Annotated in this window: 15 protein-coding genes; all 15 read left to right on the forward strand. The window is 43.3% G+C overall.

The window, feature by feature from the left end; translation table 11 throughout:
• The first annotated feature begins 221 nt into the window (after positions 1-221).
• The 15 genes from VIK44_RS00630 to nuoF all read left to right on the forward strand — a co-directional run bounded on the left by VIK44_RS00630 (position 222) and on the right by nuoF (position 14,087).
• Positions 222-1,370, forward strand: coding sequence for an iron-containing alcohol dehydrogenase (locus tag VIK44_RS00630; protein WP_331551888.1), 1,149 nt, complete (start codon positions 222-224; stop codon positions 1,368-1,370).
• A gap of 139 nt (positions 1,371-1,509) precedes the next feature.
• Positions 1,510-2,628 carry a DNA repair exonuclease gene (locus VIK44_RS00635; RefSeq protein WP_331551889.1) on the forward strand — a complete coding sequence of 373 codons (1,119 nt, stop codon included), beginning with the start codon at positions 1,510-1,512 and terminating at the stop codon, positions 2,626-2,628.
• Positions 2,625-4,934 (forward strand): ATP-binding protein, encoded by a 2,310-nt coding sequence (locus VIK44_RS00640; RefSeq protein ID WP_331551890.1) that lies wholly within the window; start codon positions 2,625-2,627, stop codon positions 4,932-4,934. Before VIK44_RS00635 ends, VIK44_RS00640 begins: the two co-directional genes overlap by 4 nt.
• Before the next feature lie 46 nt (positions 4,935-4,980).
• Entirely contained in the window at positions 4,981-5,967 is a 987-nt protein-coding gene (locus tag VIK44_RS00645; protein WP_331551891.1) for an ABC transporter substrate-binding protein, read from the forward strand.
• Positions 5,939-6,724, forward strand: coding sequence for an ABC transporter permease (locus VIK44_RS00650; protein WP_331551892.1), 786 nt, complete (start codon positions 5,939-5,941; stop codon positions 6,722-6,724). Before VIK44_RS00645 ends, VIK44_RS00650 begins: the two co-directional genes overlap by 29 nt.
• Entirely contained in the window at positions 6,724-7,359 is a 636-nt protein-coding gene (locus tag VIK44_RS00655; protein ID WP_331551893.1) for an ABC transporter ATP-binding protein, read from the forward strand. The genes VIK44_RS00650 and VIK44_RS00655 overlap by 1 nt, the downstream gene beginning before the upstream one ends.
• Before the next feature lie 92 nt (positions 7,360-7,451).
• Positions 7,452-7,808, forward strand: coding sequence for a hypothetical protein (locus VIK44_RS00660; RefSeq protein ID WP_331551894.1), 357 nt, complete (start codon positions 7,452-7,454; stop codon positions 7,806-7,808).
• Positions 7,798-8,214, forward strand: a complete 417-nt coding sequence (locus tag VIK44_RS00665; protein WP_331551896.1) for an ATP-binding protein — start codon at positions 7,798-7,800, stop codon at positions 8,212-8,214. Before VIK44_RS00660 ends, VIK44_RS00665 begins: the two co-directional genes overlap by 11 nt.
• A gap of 28 nt (positions 8,215-8,242) precedes the next feature.
• Entirely contained in the window at positions 8,243-9,592 is a 1,350-nt protein-coding gene (locus VIK44_RS00670) for a [Fe-Fe] hydrogenase large subunit C-terminal domain-containing protein (RefSeq protein ID WP_331551897.1), read from the forward strand.
• A gap of 12 nt (positions 9,593-9,604) precedes the next feature.
• The gene (locus tag VIK44_RS00675; RefSeq protein WP_331551898.1) at positions 9,605-9,937 is read left to right on the forward strand and encodes an AraC family transcriptional regulator; all 333 of its coding nucleotides are present in this window, start codon (positions 9,605-9,607) and stop codon (positions 9,935-9,937) included.
• A 3-nt stretch (positions 9,938-9,940) separates the two neighbouring features.
• Positions 9,941-10,657 carry a PHP domain-containing protein gene (locus VIK44_RS00680; protein ID WP_331551899.1) on the forward strand — a complete coding sequence of 239 codons (717 nt, stop codon included), beginning with the start codon at positions 9,941-9,943 and terminating at the stop codon, positions 10,655-10,657.
• A gap of 182 nt (positions 10,658-10,839) precedes the next feature.
• Positions 10,840-11,310 (forward strand): NAD(P)H-dependent oxidoreductase subunit E, encoded by a 471-nt coding sequence (locus VIK44_RS00685; RefSeq protein ID WP_331551900.1) that lies wholly within the window; start codon positions 10,840-10,842, stop codon positions 11,308-11,310.
• Positions 11,311-11,319: 9 nt separating this feature from the next.
• On the forward strand, positions 11,320-11,868 hold the full coding sequence (locus tag VIK44_RS00690) for an ATP-binding protein (RefSeq protein WP_331551901.1): 549 nt from the start codon (positions 11,320-11,322) through the stop codon (positions 11,866-11,868).
• A 1-nt stretch (position 11,869) separates the two neighbouring features.
• Positions 11,870-12,268 (forward strand): (2Fe-2S) ferredoxin domain-containing protein, encoded by a 399-nt coding sequence (locus tag VIK44_RS00695; RefSeq protein WP_331551902.1) that lies wholly within the window; start codon positions 11,870-11,872, stop codon positions 12,266-12,268.
• A 19-nt stretch (positions 12,269-12,287) separates the two neighbouring features.
• Entirely contained in the window at positions 12,288-14,087 is a 1,800-nt protein-coding gene (gene nuoF, locus VIK44_RS00700; RefSeq protein ID WP_331551903.1) for an NADH-quinone oxidoreductase subunit NuoF, read from the forward strand.
• Positions 14,088-14,103 lie beyond the last annotated feature (16 nt).

Raw genomic sequence — 14,103 nt, forward strand, 5'->3', positions numbered from 1 at the left:
GGCATATAATCAAGTATATGAATAACCGATAATTGCAAAATTTATATACACAATCGTAAATTGCTTTGATGTCAGTTTACATAAACAGTTTTGTAACGTATAGGCGAACAGTTCAAAGAACTGTCCGACGTATAGTGGAAAAATTGTTTATGTAAACTAGACAGCGAAGCTCACGATACCCTAGCAATTACCTTATATGAATAAAACTTGGAGGTGCTCTTATGGCAAAAACCTATTATTTCCCACCCATCGTGATTATGGGCCCCGGTGCAATCGAATTAATCGTTCCTGAAATCAGGCGCATCAACGTTAAAAAGGCCCTGATCGTAACAGATAAAGGGCTCATCAAATTCGGTGTGGTTCAAAAGGTACTTGATATTTTAGATATTGCAAAGATTGCATACGCCATATTCTCGGATGTAAAACCCAACCCAACCCTTAACAATATCAATGATGGTTATCAGGCGCTCCTTGATAACGCATGCGATTATGTCATTAGCATCGGCGGCGGTTCGCCACAGGAAGCAGGGAAAGGGATTGCGATTCTCGCAACAAACCCCGGAGATATACGTGACTACGAAGGCTTTGGCAAAACAGTCAACAAATCCATTCCCATCGTTGCCATAAATACCACAGCCGGAACCGCAAGTGAATCAACCATGAACTATGTTGTTACCGACGAGGAACGACAGATAAAAATGTTTATTGCTGATCCCAACTGTATGCCAACCGTTGCCGTTGATGATCCCTTACTCATGCTCAATATACCGGCGACGCCAACAGCGGTAACAGGAATGGATGCCCTTACCCACGCGGTTGAAGGTTACACCGCCGCCGGTGCAACCGCCTTCACCGATCTTTTCAATCTGGAAGCCATTAAAGTCATTTCAGCCAACCTGAGGACGGTTGTGGCCGATGGACATAATCTGGATGCCCGGGATCAAATGGCCTATGGCCAATTTGTCACCGGAATGGGATTTTCCAACAGTGGGCTCGGCATTGTTCACGGCATGGCACATCCATTAGGCGGGTTTTATGACCTTACTCATGGTTTCTGTACCGCCATCCTTCTTCCTTATGTGATGGCTTTTAATGCAGATGTCCTCGGAAATCGCCTGAAAGACATTGCTGTTGCCCTGGGAATTGATGTCAGCCATCGGGAACTCAAAGAAATTAATGGTTTGGTCATTGACGCCATTAGAAAGCTTTCCAATGATGTTGGCATGCCCTCACGTCTTGGTGAAATTGGGGTCAAAGAAGAAGATCTTGATGTTCTTGCCGATATGGCCCTGAATGATTATTGCACCGGAGGCAATCCCAAGACTCCCACTAAAGAAGAGATCATGGCCCTTTACAAAGCCGCTTTTTAAAACCTCTCTATTTTTCAAGAAACCTTTGGTAAATTAAGGATAATCACAGAAATTCACTGTATCCTCCTGTAAGTAGTGATATAATTAAATATCGACAAATTTTAAAAGTTATGAAATTTACATAGAGGAGGCATAAAGGATGCTAACAACATTTATACACACCGGTGATTTTCACCTGGGTCGGCCCTTTAGCTTTAAACAACAGGGAAATTATTATGGTAAAAATAAACGTAAAGAACTTTGGAAAGCCTTTGAATTTACGATTCAGTTTGCAAAAGAAATGAAAATACCACTGATTTTAATTGCCGGAGATCTGTTTGATTCAGTCAACGTTTTATCCATGGATGTCAAACGGGTAGCAGAAGCCTTTGGTTCACTGGTAGAAACACAAGTGGTGATTATCACCGGAAATCACGATTATCACGGAGATAATTCTCCTTATAATAAGGCAATCTGGCCGAAAAATGTTTTTATATTTAAAGAAGACCGGTTCAGTTCTGTTTATATTGAAACATTAAACACAGAAATATTCGGAATGTCCTGGGTGCGAAACCAGTATCGGCAGTTTCCGGAAGGATCCTTTAATTCTTTAAAGCTTGAAGATACCAGGTACAACATTTTATTGGTTCACGGCGAAATCGGAGGTCAGGGAACCTATCTGCCCCTTGACCTGAAGCTATTGGAAAGCAAAGGGTTTGATGCCATTGCATTAGGCCACATTCATAAGCCGGGTATGGCACCGGGAAACGTCGCCTATTGCGGTTCTCCGGTACCCCTGCATTTTGGCGAAACCGGCGACCATGGCTTTCTGGTTTCCCGGATAAAAACCGATTACGTCAACCGTCAGTTCACCACAACCAGTGGGTTAAACCCCATTCCTTCCAGAAGCTATCAAAGAAGAGAAATACAGGTCACACCGGAAAATTCATACAATGATATCATCGAAAAAGTATTGAATTGTGACAATGAGAAAAAGAGGCATCAGGACTTCTACCGGATTTGTTTCACCGGCTTTATTGATCCGGAAATACAGCTCGAATGGATTAACGATGATTTAGAGGATGACTTTTATTATGTGGAAACAGATACATCAATGCTCGAGCTGGAAATTGATATTGAACAATTTCTACGGGAAAATAAGAACAACTCAGTGGGACAGTTTTTAGAAGCCCTGGAAAGCATTCCGGATCCGGAAGTCAGAAAAAAAGCCCTGGTTTACAGCATTGAAGCTATGGTGGGAGAAGGTGTTTTAAGATGAAAATAACAAAACTGACAATGAAAGCCTTCGGAAAATTCAATAATAAAACCATTGCTCTGGAGCCTGGATTAAACCTGATTCAGGGGAATAATGAAGCCGGGAAAACAACCGCTCAAGCCTTTATTCAAGGTATGTATTTTGGCTTTTACAAGCCCTATCGAAAAAAGAAAACCTACGCATCCGAATATGAAAAATACCTGCCATGGGAGCTATTCGATTATAGCGGTTCCCTGATTTATGAAGTTGATGGCCGGGAAATTCGACTGGAACGAAACTTTTTAAGAGGAAAAGACAGCCTGACTATTTATGACAATGCCACCGGTGAAAACATTACCGATAGCTTTAAATACGATAGCGTCATCCGCCAGCACCTGCCGCTGGCAGAACTTGAAATGACCCCCGGCATTTACAACAATACCGTAAACATAAGGCAGCTGCCAGTGGAATTAGAACCCGGTCCTCAAGAGGAAATCAGAGAATGCTATCTTAAAATGCTCAAGTCAGACGGCACAGACATGAACCTTAAAGGCATTGTCCGTCGTCTTGAAGAAAAAAAGAAAAACATTGGCCGGTCCGGTCAAAGCAAGTCAAAGGTTGGCCTGGCCATTCGCAAACGCGACGAACTTCTTCTGGCACTTAAAGAAGGCGACGAGGCTTACCTGAAAGTGGCGGCAAATCAGGAACTGATCGTCCTTTATCAAAAGAGAATGGAAAAAATTGAATCAGAAAATGATTCTTTATATCAAAAAACAGAAGTGAATCATAAAAGAGAACTACTCCAGAACTATGAAAAAATTTCCGAACTCGAAAAAGAAAATGCCCGGATTTCAAAAGAAATCAAAGGCTGGGAAGAACTGGAATGTTTCAGCTATGAGAAATTAGAAGGTCTCAAGGCCCTTCAAAATCAAATTGAGCGCCTCAGTGATCAGATGAATTATATTGAGAAAGAAATGAATGATCTGGAATCCCATCTTAAAACAATTCGAAAAAAAGAAGAATCCAAACGCGGCTATCTCAACGGGAACACCTGGGAAGATATTACCGAAGACTACGAAACAATTAAAGAAAATATACAATTGCCGGAAGACACCAAAAAAAAATCAAAAAAAGGAATTGGTTTTCTTCTGGCAGCATTAATCATTTGCGGCATCGGGCTGGCCGGATCCATGATGAATGGCACCCTGAGCCTAAGTCAGAGTCTTGAAAATGTTTTGCTGACCCTTGGAATTGCCATGACCCTGGTTGGGGTCATCGGCGCTGTTTTTGTGGCAGTTATCATTACCGGAAATAGAAAAGACCGGTTGGATCAATCAGATAGTTGGATTCAGCTGTCAATTCTTGAAAAATATCATGTTAACACACCGGAAGAATTCAACAATTATTTTAATAAAGCATCCCGAATCCAAAAAGAACTGGAGCAAATGAAAAACGAAGGTGAACTGTTAACGGTTCAGCAATCCCGGCGTCAGGCAGGGTTCGAAGTTCTTTTTGAGCAACGCCGGGGAATCATAAAAGAGCTTTGTGTCCAATTGTCAAAGGTCGGCGTTAAATCAGTGAAGGAGTACGCCGAAGGCTGCCAGAAAAGCCAGCATTTGGAAGAGCTTAAGATCCGTTTTAACACCAATCTTCAGTTGCTCAAAGGTCTTTATGAAACAGTGAACGCTAAAAAGGATGCGGCGGGAAAACCCCTTTGGGAAAATGCCGCACCACAGGCAGAAGAACTGCTGAGACTGGGGAAAGAAATTGCCCGCCTGGAAGGGGAAAACAATTCGTTGATGGAAGGCGTCAGTCTTCCCGTAGAAACCAGTGAATCCCTTAAAACATTGAATGCCCAAATTGATACCTGCGATTTAGAAATCCGGGCCTGTGACGCCGCGCTTGAAATCCTTGAAAAAATTCAAAAAGAAACCCACCAGGAATCAGCGCCAGAGCTTAACCAGCGCATTGGAACCATTCTAGGAGATATTACCCAACATTACGAGGGGGTCAAAATTGACGAAACCATGAAGGTGAAGGTTGTGGATCCGCTGGTCGGGGATTTTAGGGATGCCGAACAGTTAAGTGCCGGAACCATGGATCAGGTACACTTTGCTTTTCGTTATGGTATCAGCGATGTTCTTGACCGGGATATGCCCTTTATTCTGGATGAACCCTTTGCACGGTATGATAATGAACGAAAAACCCAGGCCCTTAAATTATTGGCAGGACTGAGTCAAAGGCAGCAGGTGATTCTGTTTACCTGCGGCCAGGACGAAGGTAAAATCCTGGATGATCTAGGGGTTGATTACCATACGATTCAGTTGTGAAAAAATTAAATCATGATGTTTAAGGTTAATTCAGAAAGGAAAGAAAATGAATACTAAAAAATGGATGGCAGTTTTAGGCGTTTTACTTGTGTTTGCCCTTGGTCTGAGTGCATGTCAATCGGCTCCAGCGAAACCACAAACCGTGAAGGTCGCAACCCTTGCAGGCCCAACAGGTATGGGCATGGCAGAAATGATTGTAGGCGGTGTGGATCTTGGAGAAAACATTACCACGGAATTTACGGTCGCCGGTGCTCCGGATCAAGTGACCGCCGGTGTGATCAGCGGTGAGTTTCAAATTGCGGCGGTTCCCACCAATTTGGCAGCAGTGCTTTATAATAAAACCGAAGGTAAAATTATTTTAGGCGCCGTGAATACCCTGGGGGTTCTTTATATTGCAGCGGATGAATCTGAAGGCATTACCAGCATCGCGGACCTGAAAGGGAAAACCATCGTGGCCAGCGGCCAGGGCTCTACCCCGGAATACGTTCTGAACTATCTTCTGCAGAAAAATGGGTTGACACCAGGGGTGGATGTTACCATTAATTACGTGGCAGAGCATAGCGAGGCTGCAACTCTTTTAGCATCAGGACAAGCGACCATTGGCATGATACCGGAACCCTTTGTAACCACGGTTACCACAAAGAACCCAGGTGTTAAGTCAGTCGTTGATATGACAAAGGCATGGGCCGATGCAAACAACGGCTCTCAACTTGAAATGGGCTGTTTGGTTGTGAATAAAGAATGGGCAGTCGCCAATCCGAAAGCGGTTGAAAAATTCATGACCGCCTATGAAAAATCCGTGAAGAGTGTGAATGAGAATCCTGTGGAAGGTGCCAAAAACATTGTGGCCGCCGGGATTATGACGGACCCAGCCCTGGCGGAAAAAGCCATTCCCAGAAGTAACATTGTCTTTATTTCAGCCAAGGACGCAAAGGCCTCTTTGAATGAATACTACACTATTTTAGCAAGCTTTGAACCAAAATCCATCGGAGGAAACGTTCCTGGTGAAGATTTCTACAGTTTTGGAAAATAAACAAAAAATAAAGCTCAAAAAAGCAAGCTTTAAAACAGGAGTCGCCCTTTTCTGGGTGCTCCTTTGGGCATTGGCAGCCCAGTGGGTAAACAGCCCATTGGTGCTGCCGTCCCCACTGGAAACCCTGGAGGGCGTTTTTACCCTGGCAGGGGATTTTCAGTTTTTTGTCAGCATTGGCATTACCCTGCTCCGGGTTTTCGGAGGCGTTGCTATTTCCATGCTTTTAGGAATGGTCCTTGGTTTGGTGGGAGGGCTTAATGAGCTTTTCTACGAGATTATGAATCCCGTTGTGACCACCATTAAATCCCTGCCGGTAGTTTCGGTAATCATTCTGATTAATTTATGGATTGCCTCCGGGTTGGTGCCTTTGGTAGTCACTTTCCTCATCTGTTTTCCCGTGGCCTGGACAAACGTGGTTCAGGGCGTACGCTCCACCGACCCGGATCTTCTGGAAATGGCAAAAGTTTATAATGTTTCAAAAAGTAAAAAAATAAGGGATATTTATATTCCATCCATCAAACCTTTTTGGGTATCCGCACTGATGAGTGCCATTGGTTTGGGGTGGAAGGTTACCGTCACCGCCGAGGTTTTGGCCAATGCCCTGCCATCGGTGGGAATGAACCTTTACTATGCAAAAATTTATTTAGAAACCAATTTGCTTTTTTCATGGACCCTGGTCATTGTAATATGCAGTTACGTTATTGAAAAAGTAACCTTATATTTTATCAGGCGTTCGAGAAGAGGGGAGGTAGACTAATGTCCATTACCATAAAGAATTTAAGCAAAGCCTACGGAGACCAGGTCATCTTTGAAAATTTCAATCTGGTTCTTGATAAAAATAAAATTACCGGTATTTTAGGACCATCAGGGTCCGGGAAATCCACCCTACTTAACCTTTGCAGTGGGTTGGAAACCCCGGACAAAGGAACGATTGAAGGGGTTAATTTCCAGGCTATTTCCTATATTTTTCAGGAGCCCCGTTTGTTGCCATGGCGAACCGTTCGAGAAAATCTTCGGTTTGTACTCAAACAAAAATCGATTAAAAAAAAGGGACCCTACGAAGAGGTCATCAACGATATGCTCCAGGTGGTGGGTCTCGGAACCGTAGGGGAACTTTATCCCCGGGAGCTAAGCGGCGGCATGCGGCAACGGGTGTCCATTGCAAGGGCATTCCTCTACCCATCTGAAATTTTGCTGATGGATGAACCGTTTAGCAGCCTGGATTATGCGCTAAAAAATAAACTCATGACTGATTTCCTGGAAATATGGAAAAGAAACCAGCGTACGGTGGTTTTTGTGAGTCACAATCGGGAAGAAATTGAACGGCTTTGCCAGGACATCATTACCTTTTCGGATAAACCGGTAAAAATCCTGACAAGAGAAAAAAAATAGTGATAATTTACCCTAAAATTATCACTTAAATTAAAGGAAATCCTTTACAATGAATTAAGAAGAAAGATTGCTATATGAAGGGGAGTGAATTTGTGAAATTAAGCCTAATAAGAGATATACTCAATGCCGTTGTTTTATCAGGCGAAACCCATCTTGAAGATGAAGTTTTTTCGGGCTTCGGCTGTGATCTCATGAGTGATGTTTTGTGCTTTGCCAGAGAGGACACAATTCTGCTGACAGGCCTTGTGAATAAACAGGTACTCAATACTGTTGAGATGGCAAATATGAGGAGCATTGTTTTTGTAAGAAGCAAGATTCCAAACGAGGATGTATTGACTATGGCAAGGGAAATGGATATTCTGGTGATGACCACACGACTCATTCTTTTTGAATCCTGTGGATTATTATATAAAAATGGATTGGCTGGGTGTACGTTAGATGAGCTATGAACAGGTCTTTGAAGTTAAACGGGGTGATTTTGATAAAGCCGGAGAAGCCTCACGGAAAATCAAAAGTACCCTTCAGCAGCTGGGAGTCAGCAATAAAATCATCCGAAAGATATCCATTGCCGGATATGAAGGCGAAATGAATCTTGCCATTCATTCTCAGGGGGGAAAGATTTTACTGGTTGTCGGTGAAAAAATATTAACCCTGACCATTGAGGATGATGGCCCGGGGATTGCGGATATTCAGACGGCCATGACAGAAGGGTGGTCCACCGCCGGTGATGAAGTTCGTCAAATGGGCTTTGGTGCCGGGATGGGGCTCTCGAACATGGAAAGGAACGCCGATAATTTTGAAATAAGCTCGAAAATTGATGTGGGAACAAAAATTGTCATGAACTTTTTCATCTAAATAATTTCAGAAAGGAAAGTGACTGATTATGGAAAAATTACTCCACTCTGTTTATCTGGATGAGGAAAAATGCCTGGGTTGCACCACCTGTCTCAGGAATTGCCCAACCGGGGCGATCAGGGTTCGCGGCGGGAAAGCATTCATCACGGAGTCCAAGTGTATTGACTGTGGGGAATGTATTCGCATTTGCCCGCATGACGCTAAGTTAGCAAAAACCGATCCGATATCAATGATCAATGAGTATAAATACAAGGTGGCAATTCCTGCCCCTGCTATTATCGGGCAATTTAAACTCAAATATTCCATGGATCAGATTTTATCAGCCATTAAAGCCCTTGGGTTTGATGAGGTGGTGGAGGTCGCCTTTGGTGCAGAAGTGGTGGGTCGAGCCCTGAAATATGAATATTATGCCAAGCGATATCCCAAACCACTCATATCATCCGCATGTCCGGCAGTGGTCAAGCTCATTCAAGTGCGATTTCCGGAACTGACCAAAAACATTTGCCGCCTGAAATCGCCCATGGCATTAACCGCCAGATTAGTCAGAAAACGGTTAAAGGAACAGACAAAGATTAAGAACAGTGACGTGGGCATTTTTTTCTTAACCCCCTGCGCTGCAAAGGCCACCATGGTCAATAACCCCTCACCCAGCAAAGATGATTTATTTGCTAATATTGATGGAGCCATTGCCATTAAAGATGTGTACAACGACATTTCGAGCTATCTGAAAGATTGTAAGCTTGTGGAAGGCTTTCACAATTCAACCCCGGAATCCTTTAGCTGGGCCCTTTCGGGGGGAGAAAGCAACTATTTAAAAAATAAAAATATCCTCCATGTGGATGGGATTCAAAACGTCATTAACGTCCTTGAGGAAATCGAATGCGGAAAACTGGACACTATTGAGTTCTTTGAAGGCCTGTCCTGTATCGGCGGTTGCGTCGGAGGGTGCTTAACCGTGGAAAATAACTACGTGGCAAAAATGTATATCGAGGAACGGGCAAAACAGGCTAAACAGACCTCGATTATTCATATGCCCGAGGAGTATGTAAAAAAGGTTTACAATTCCGGGATGATGCATATTAAAGAGCTCATCAACCCAAGAAGTTCTGAACCACTGGATCCGGACATGCATAAAGCCATTGAAAAAATGAAAGAGATCGAAGTACTGGAAAGCAAACTTCCAGGTTTGGACTGCGGATCCTGCGGTGCTCCGGGTTGCCGGGCGTTGGCAGAGGATATTGTGACCGGAAAAGCCAGGGAAATCGATTGTGTCTTTATCCTCAAAGATCGAGTTCTGGAGCTATCCGTTTTAACCAATGAGCTGTTGCAGGTGGGACATCCCACCGGAAAAACCAACGATACAAATAACGTGGAGTAAAGGAGAAAAACAGTGAAGGTTAGTGAATTATTAGAAAACAGTGATTTTAAATGTCTCAATGCAGAGGTTGGGATCGAGGGTGACATTAAAAGTGGTTATGTCGGGGATTTGTTAAGCTGGGTTATGGCCAATGCCGGAAACAACTGTGCCTGGGTCACCATCCAAACCCATGTGAACATTATTGCGGTGGCAACCCTCCTGGAAATGACCTGTGTGATTATTCCCGAAGGTGCAGAGGTGGAAGCCGGTACCATCGAACGCGGCACCACCGAAAAAATTCCCATTATTACCACTGATCTCAATGCTTATGAGACCTGTAAAGTTCTGGGAAAAGCCGGCGTATAGGAAATGGAACGGGTAGCCGTTGATCTGCACATTCATTCCGCACTCTCCCCCTGCGGGGAAGATGAAATGACCCCTAATAATATTGTGAATATGGCGCTGATAAAAAACATTGACTTTATTGCAGTGACTGATCATAATTCCAGTAAAAATCTACCTGCTGTTATGACCGTCGCCAGGAAAATTGGAGAAGGGATCTGCATTCTCCCGGGGATTGAGGTCACAACAAAAGAAGAAGCCCATGTACTGGCTTATTTTCCAACACTGGAAGGTGCCATGGAACTGGATGAAATCCTTTATGCCCATCTTCCGAACATTATGAATAAGAAGGAATATTTTGGGAGTCAGACCATCATGGACGAAAACGACAGGATCATCGGTGAAGTGGACAAACTCCTGATTTCGGCCACAGACATTGGCATCAACAGACTATGGGAAACAGTCACCGCCATTGGCGGGATTATTGTTCCGGCCCACATTGACAGAAAATCCTACAGTATCATTGCTTCCCTGGGGTTTGTACCACCGGAATTAGCCATCAAAACCTGTGAAGTTTCTAAGAACGAACCCATTGAAGGGATTAAAAAGAAGTTTTTGTTTTTTAAAGACTATCAGTTTATCCATGGCTCAGATGCCCATCGGCTGGAAGACATGGCGGAAAGAGAATACTTCTTAAATCTCAAGGATATGCGGCGATCAACCCTCATTCAGTATCTTGGGTAAAAATTCCACCCGTATTCAGAGTGGATTTTAAGGTTTCCGTAAAAAAAAAAGTGCCAAATGGTAAAAAATTATCTGTTAAACATAACACGGAACGTATTTTTATGTGTTATAATGACCACGTTAGAAAAATATGCAATCAAAAGCGTAAAGGTTTGCACTACTTATTTAGGAGGTTTTAAAAATTGGCTGAATTAATACCGGTTGAAAATTTGGATGTAGTTAAGGCAATTGTGGCTAAACAGAAAGATATACCAGGGTGTTTAGTGCAGATTATGCAGGAAACCCAGACAGAATACGGTTATTTGCCCCTTGAACTACAAAGAACCATAGCGGATGAATTAGGGATTCCCCTGACAGAAGTTTATGGCGTGGCAACATTCTATTCACAGTTTACACTGAAACCAAAAGGAAAATATCAGATCGCAATTTGTTTGGGAACTGCCTGTTATGTCAGAGGAGCCCAGCCTATTATTGACAAAGTCAATAGTATTCTTGGAACGGTCCTCGGTGAAACAACCGAAGACGGACAATACTCAGTTGACGCAACACGTTGTATCGGCGCCTGTGGTTTGGCACCGGTAATGATGATTAATGAAGATGTGTTTGGTAGTTTACGGGTTAATGATATCCCCGGTATCCTGTCGAAATACTAATTTAACAGAATGAAAGAGTTAGCACTGCATATACTGGACATTACTCAAAACTCAATCAAAGCGGAAGCAACCCTGGTGACGCTGAAGATCATTGAATCAAAGGCTGAAAACACCCTGACCATTATTATTGAGGATAATGGCATCGGTATTCCGGCGGATAAGCTTCGGACAATAACCGATCCCTTTGTGACATCCAGAACCACCAGGAAAGTGGGTTTGGGGTTATCCCTGTTTAAAGCCGCAGCAGTTGCCTGTGAAGGTTTTCTGGAGATTACATCAGAGGTCGGGGTTGGAACAAAGGTTGATGTTTTATTTCAGAGAGACCATATTGACTGTGCACCCCTTGGAAACATGGCGGATACGATTGTCTGTATGGTGATGTCTTTTGGAGTGGCGGATCTTATTTACGAACATCACTATGATGATCGATCATTTATTTTTGATGGCAAAGAATTAAAAGAGGCCCTGGGAGTCATTTCCCTTAATGAAATCGATATTCTTAACTGGATACGCGAGTTTGTGGAAAACGGTCTTAAAGAAATAACGGAGGAAAAATAATATGGCAAAGTCCTTAGATGAATTAAAAGCGATAAGAGAAAAAAAACAAGATGAAATAAATTTACGAAAAGGCAAAAATGGCTACCGTGTTGTCGTCGGAATGGCAACTTGCGGAATCGCCGCCGGCGCCCGTCCGGTCATGGTTACGCTCATGGAAGAAGTTGCTGCTCATGGTTTAAATGATGTCACTGTAGCTCAAACCGGATGTATCGGTTCTTGTCGTTTAGAGCCACTCGTTGAAGTTTACAATCCAGATGGCGAAAAAGTTACATACATTCATATGACCCCTGAAAAGGTAAAAAAAGTTGTTGAACAACACTTGACTTCAGGAAAAGTTGTTGATGAATATACCATGACAGTTGTCGATGGTAAAATCATCAGTCCTGAAGTTAAGTCTTAATAGAGGAGGAAAAGAACAGATGGCATATAAACGGTCACAGATACTGATTTGTGGAGGCACAGGATGTACTTCCTCTGGTTCCAGGTTATTAGCGAAAGAATTTAAAAAGGCATTAATTAAAAACAATATTCTCGAAGAAGTCGAAGTTGTTGGAACCGGTTGTTTTGGTTTGTGTGAACTGGGTCCAGTTGTAATAGTTTACCCGGAAGGAACCTTCTACAGCCGAGTTCAAGCCAGTGATATTGCCGAACTCGTTGAGGAACATTTAGTAAAAGGTCGTCCTCTGGACAGACTGATTTACACAGAAAAAGGCGATGGCGAGCATCCATTATCAATAAATGAACTGGGATTCTTTAAAAAACAAAAACGTATTGTTTTAGCAAACTGCGGTGTTATCGATCCGGAAAACATTGAAGAATCCATTGGCGTTAACGGTTACATGGCTCTTGAAAAAGTGCTGTTGACCATGACACCACAGGATGTTATCAACGAAATTAAAGCCTCCGGTCTTCGCGGCCGTGGCGGCGGAGGTTTCCCAACCGGTATGAAATGGCAATTTACACATGACGCTGTTTCACCTGACGGCGTAAAATATGTTTGCTGTAACGCTGATGAAGGAGATCCGGGAGCATTCATGGATCGTTCCGTATTAGAAGGCGATCCACATGCTGTTATCGAAGCGATGTCCATTGCAGCTTATGCCATTGGTTCCAACAAAGGTTATGTATATGTACGTGCCGAGTATCCAATTGCCGTAAAACGTCTTCAAATCGCAATTGATGACGCAAAAGAATTTGGCTTATTGGGCGAGAAAATTTTCGGAACAGATTTCTCCTTCGATCTGGAAATTCGTTTAGGTGCCGGGGCATTTGTCTGCGGCGAAGAAACCGCTCTGATGAACTCCATTGAAGGTAAACGTGGGGAACCGCGTCCGCGTCCGCCATTCCCGGCGAACAAAGGCCTTTTCGGAAAGCCAACGGTTTTAAACAACGTTGAAACCTTCGGAAATATTCCAAAAATCATCTTAAACGGTGCTGAATGGTTTGCCTCTGTGGGAACTGAAAAATCAAAAGGAACAAAAGTATTCGCATTAGGCGGAAAAATCAACAATACCGGTTTATTGGAAATTCCAATGGGAACACCCCTGAGAGAAATCATCTATGAAATCGGCGGTGGTATTCCAAACGGTAAAGCCTTTAAAGCTGCTCAAACCGGTGGTCCATCCGGCGGTTGTATTCCTGTGGCACTGTTAGATACACCCATCGATTATGATAACCTGATCGCCATTGGCTCGATGATGGGTTCCGGCGGTCTCATCGTTATGGATGAAGACAACTGCATGGTCGATGTTGCCCGTTTCTTCCTTGACTTTACCCAGGACGAATCCTGTGGTAAATGCCCTCCATGCCGTATTGGTACCAAAAGAATGCTTGAAATTCTTGAACGGATCTGCGGCGGAGAAGGAATCGAAGGCGATATTGAGCGCTTACAGGACTTAGCAGAAGGCATTAAAGCGTCAGCGCTTTGTGGTTTGGGACAAACGGCTCCAAATCCTGTGCTTTCAACCATTCGTTATTTCAGAGATGAATATGAAGCCCATATCAGAGATAAAAAATGTCCAGCTAAGGTATGTAAAGCCTTATTAATCTACACCATAGATGAAGAAACCTGTACAGGTTGCAGCATTTGTGCTAAGTTATGTCCGGTACAAGCGATTTCCGGTGAAAAGAAAAAAGTATATAACATTGATAACGAGGAATGCATTAAGTGCGGCGCCTGTCTTGAGGCCTGCCCATTTGGCGCCATATCAAAGGCTTAGGTTAGGAGATTAGTAA

This window comes from Acetobacterium sp. (assembly GCF_036508315.1).
Lineage (GTDB): Bacteria > Bacillota > Clostridia > Eubacteriales > Eubacteriaceae > Acetobacterium.

Bases quoted from the DNA above. Each gene is read 5' to 3' on its own strand.
- VIK44_RS00630 (WP_331551888.1), top strand. From the start codon at position 222: ATGGCAAAAACCTATTATTTCCCACCCATCGTGATTATGGGCCCCGGT.
- VIK44_RS00635 (WP_331551889.1), top strand. From the start codon at position 1,510: ATGCTAACAACATTTATACACACCGGTGATTTTCACCTGGGTCGGCCC.
- VIK44_RS00640 (WP_331551890.1), top strand. From the start codon at position 2,625: ATGAAAATAACAAAACTGACAATGAAAGCCTTCGGAAAATTCAATAAT.
- VIK44_RS00645 (WP_331551891.1), top strand. From the start codon at position 4,981: ATGAATACTAAAAAATGGATGGCAGTTTTAGGCGTTTTACTTGTGTTT.
- VIK44_RS00655 (WP_331551893.1), top strand. From the start codon at position 6,724: ATGTCCATTACCATAAAGAATTTAAGCAAAGCCTACGGAGACCAGGTC.
- VIK44_RS00665 (WP_331551896.1), top strand. From the start codon at position 7,798: ATGAGCTATGAACAGGTCTTTGAAGTTAAACGGGGTGATTTTGATAAA.
- VIK44_RS00670 (WP_331551897.1), top strand. From the start codon at position 8,243: ATGGAAAAATTACTCCACTCTGTTTATCTGGATGAGGAAAAATGCCTG.
- VIK44_RS00680 (WP_331551899.1), top strand. From the start codon at position 9,941: ATGGAACGGGTAGCCGTTGATCTGCACATTCATTCCGCACTCTCCCCC.
- VIK44_RS00690 (WP_331551901.1), top strand. From the start codon at position 11,320: ATGAAAGAGTTAGCACTGCATATACTGGACATTACTCAAAACTCAATC.
- VIK44_RS00695 (WP_331551902.1), top strand. From the start codon at position 11,870: ATGGCAAAGTCCTTAGATGAATTAAAAGCGATAAGAGAAAAAAAACAA.
- nuoF (WP_331551903.1), top strand. From the start codon at position 12,288: ATGGCATATAAACGGTCACAGATACTGATTTGTGGAGGCACAGGATGT.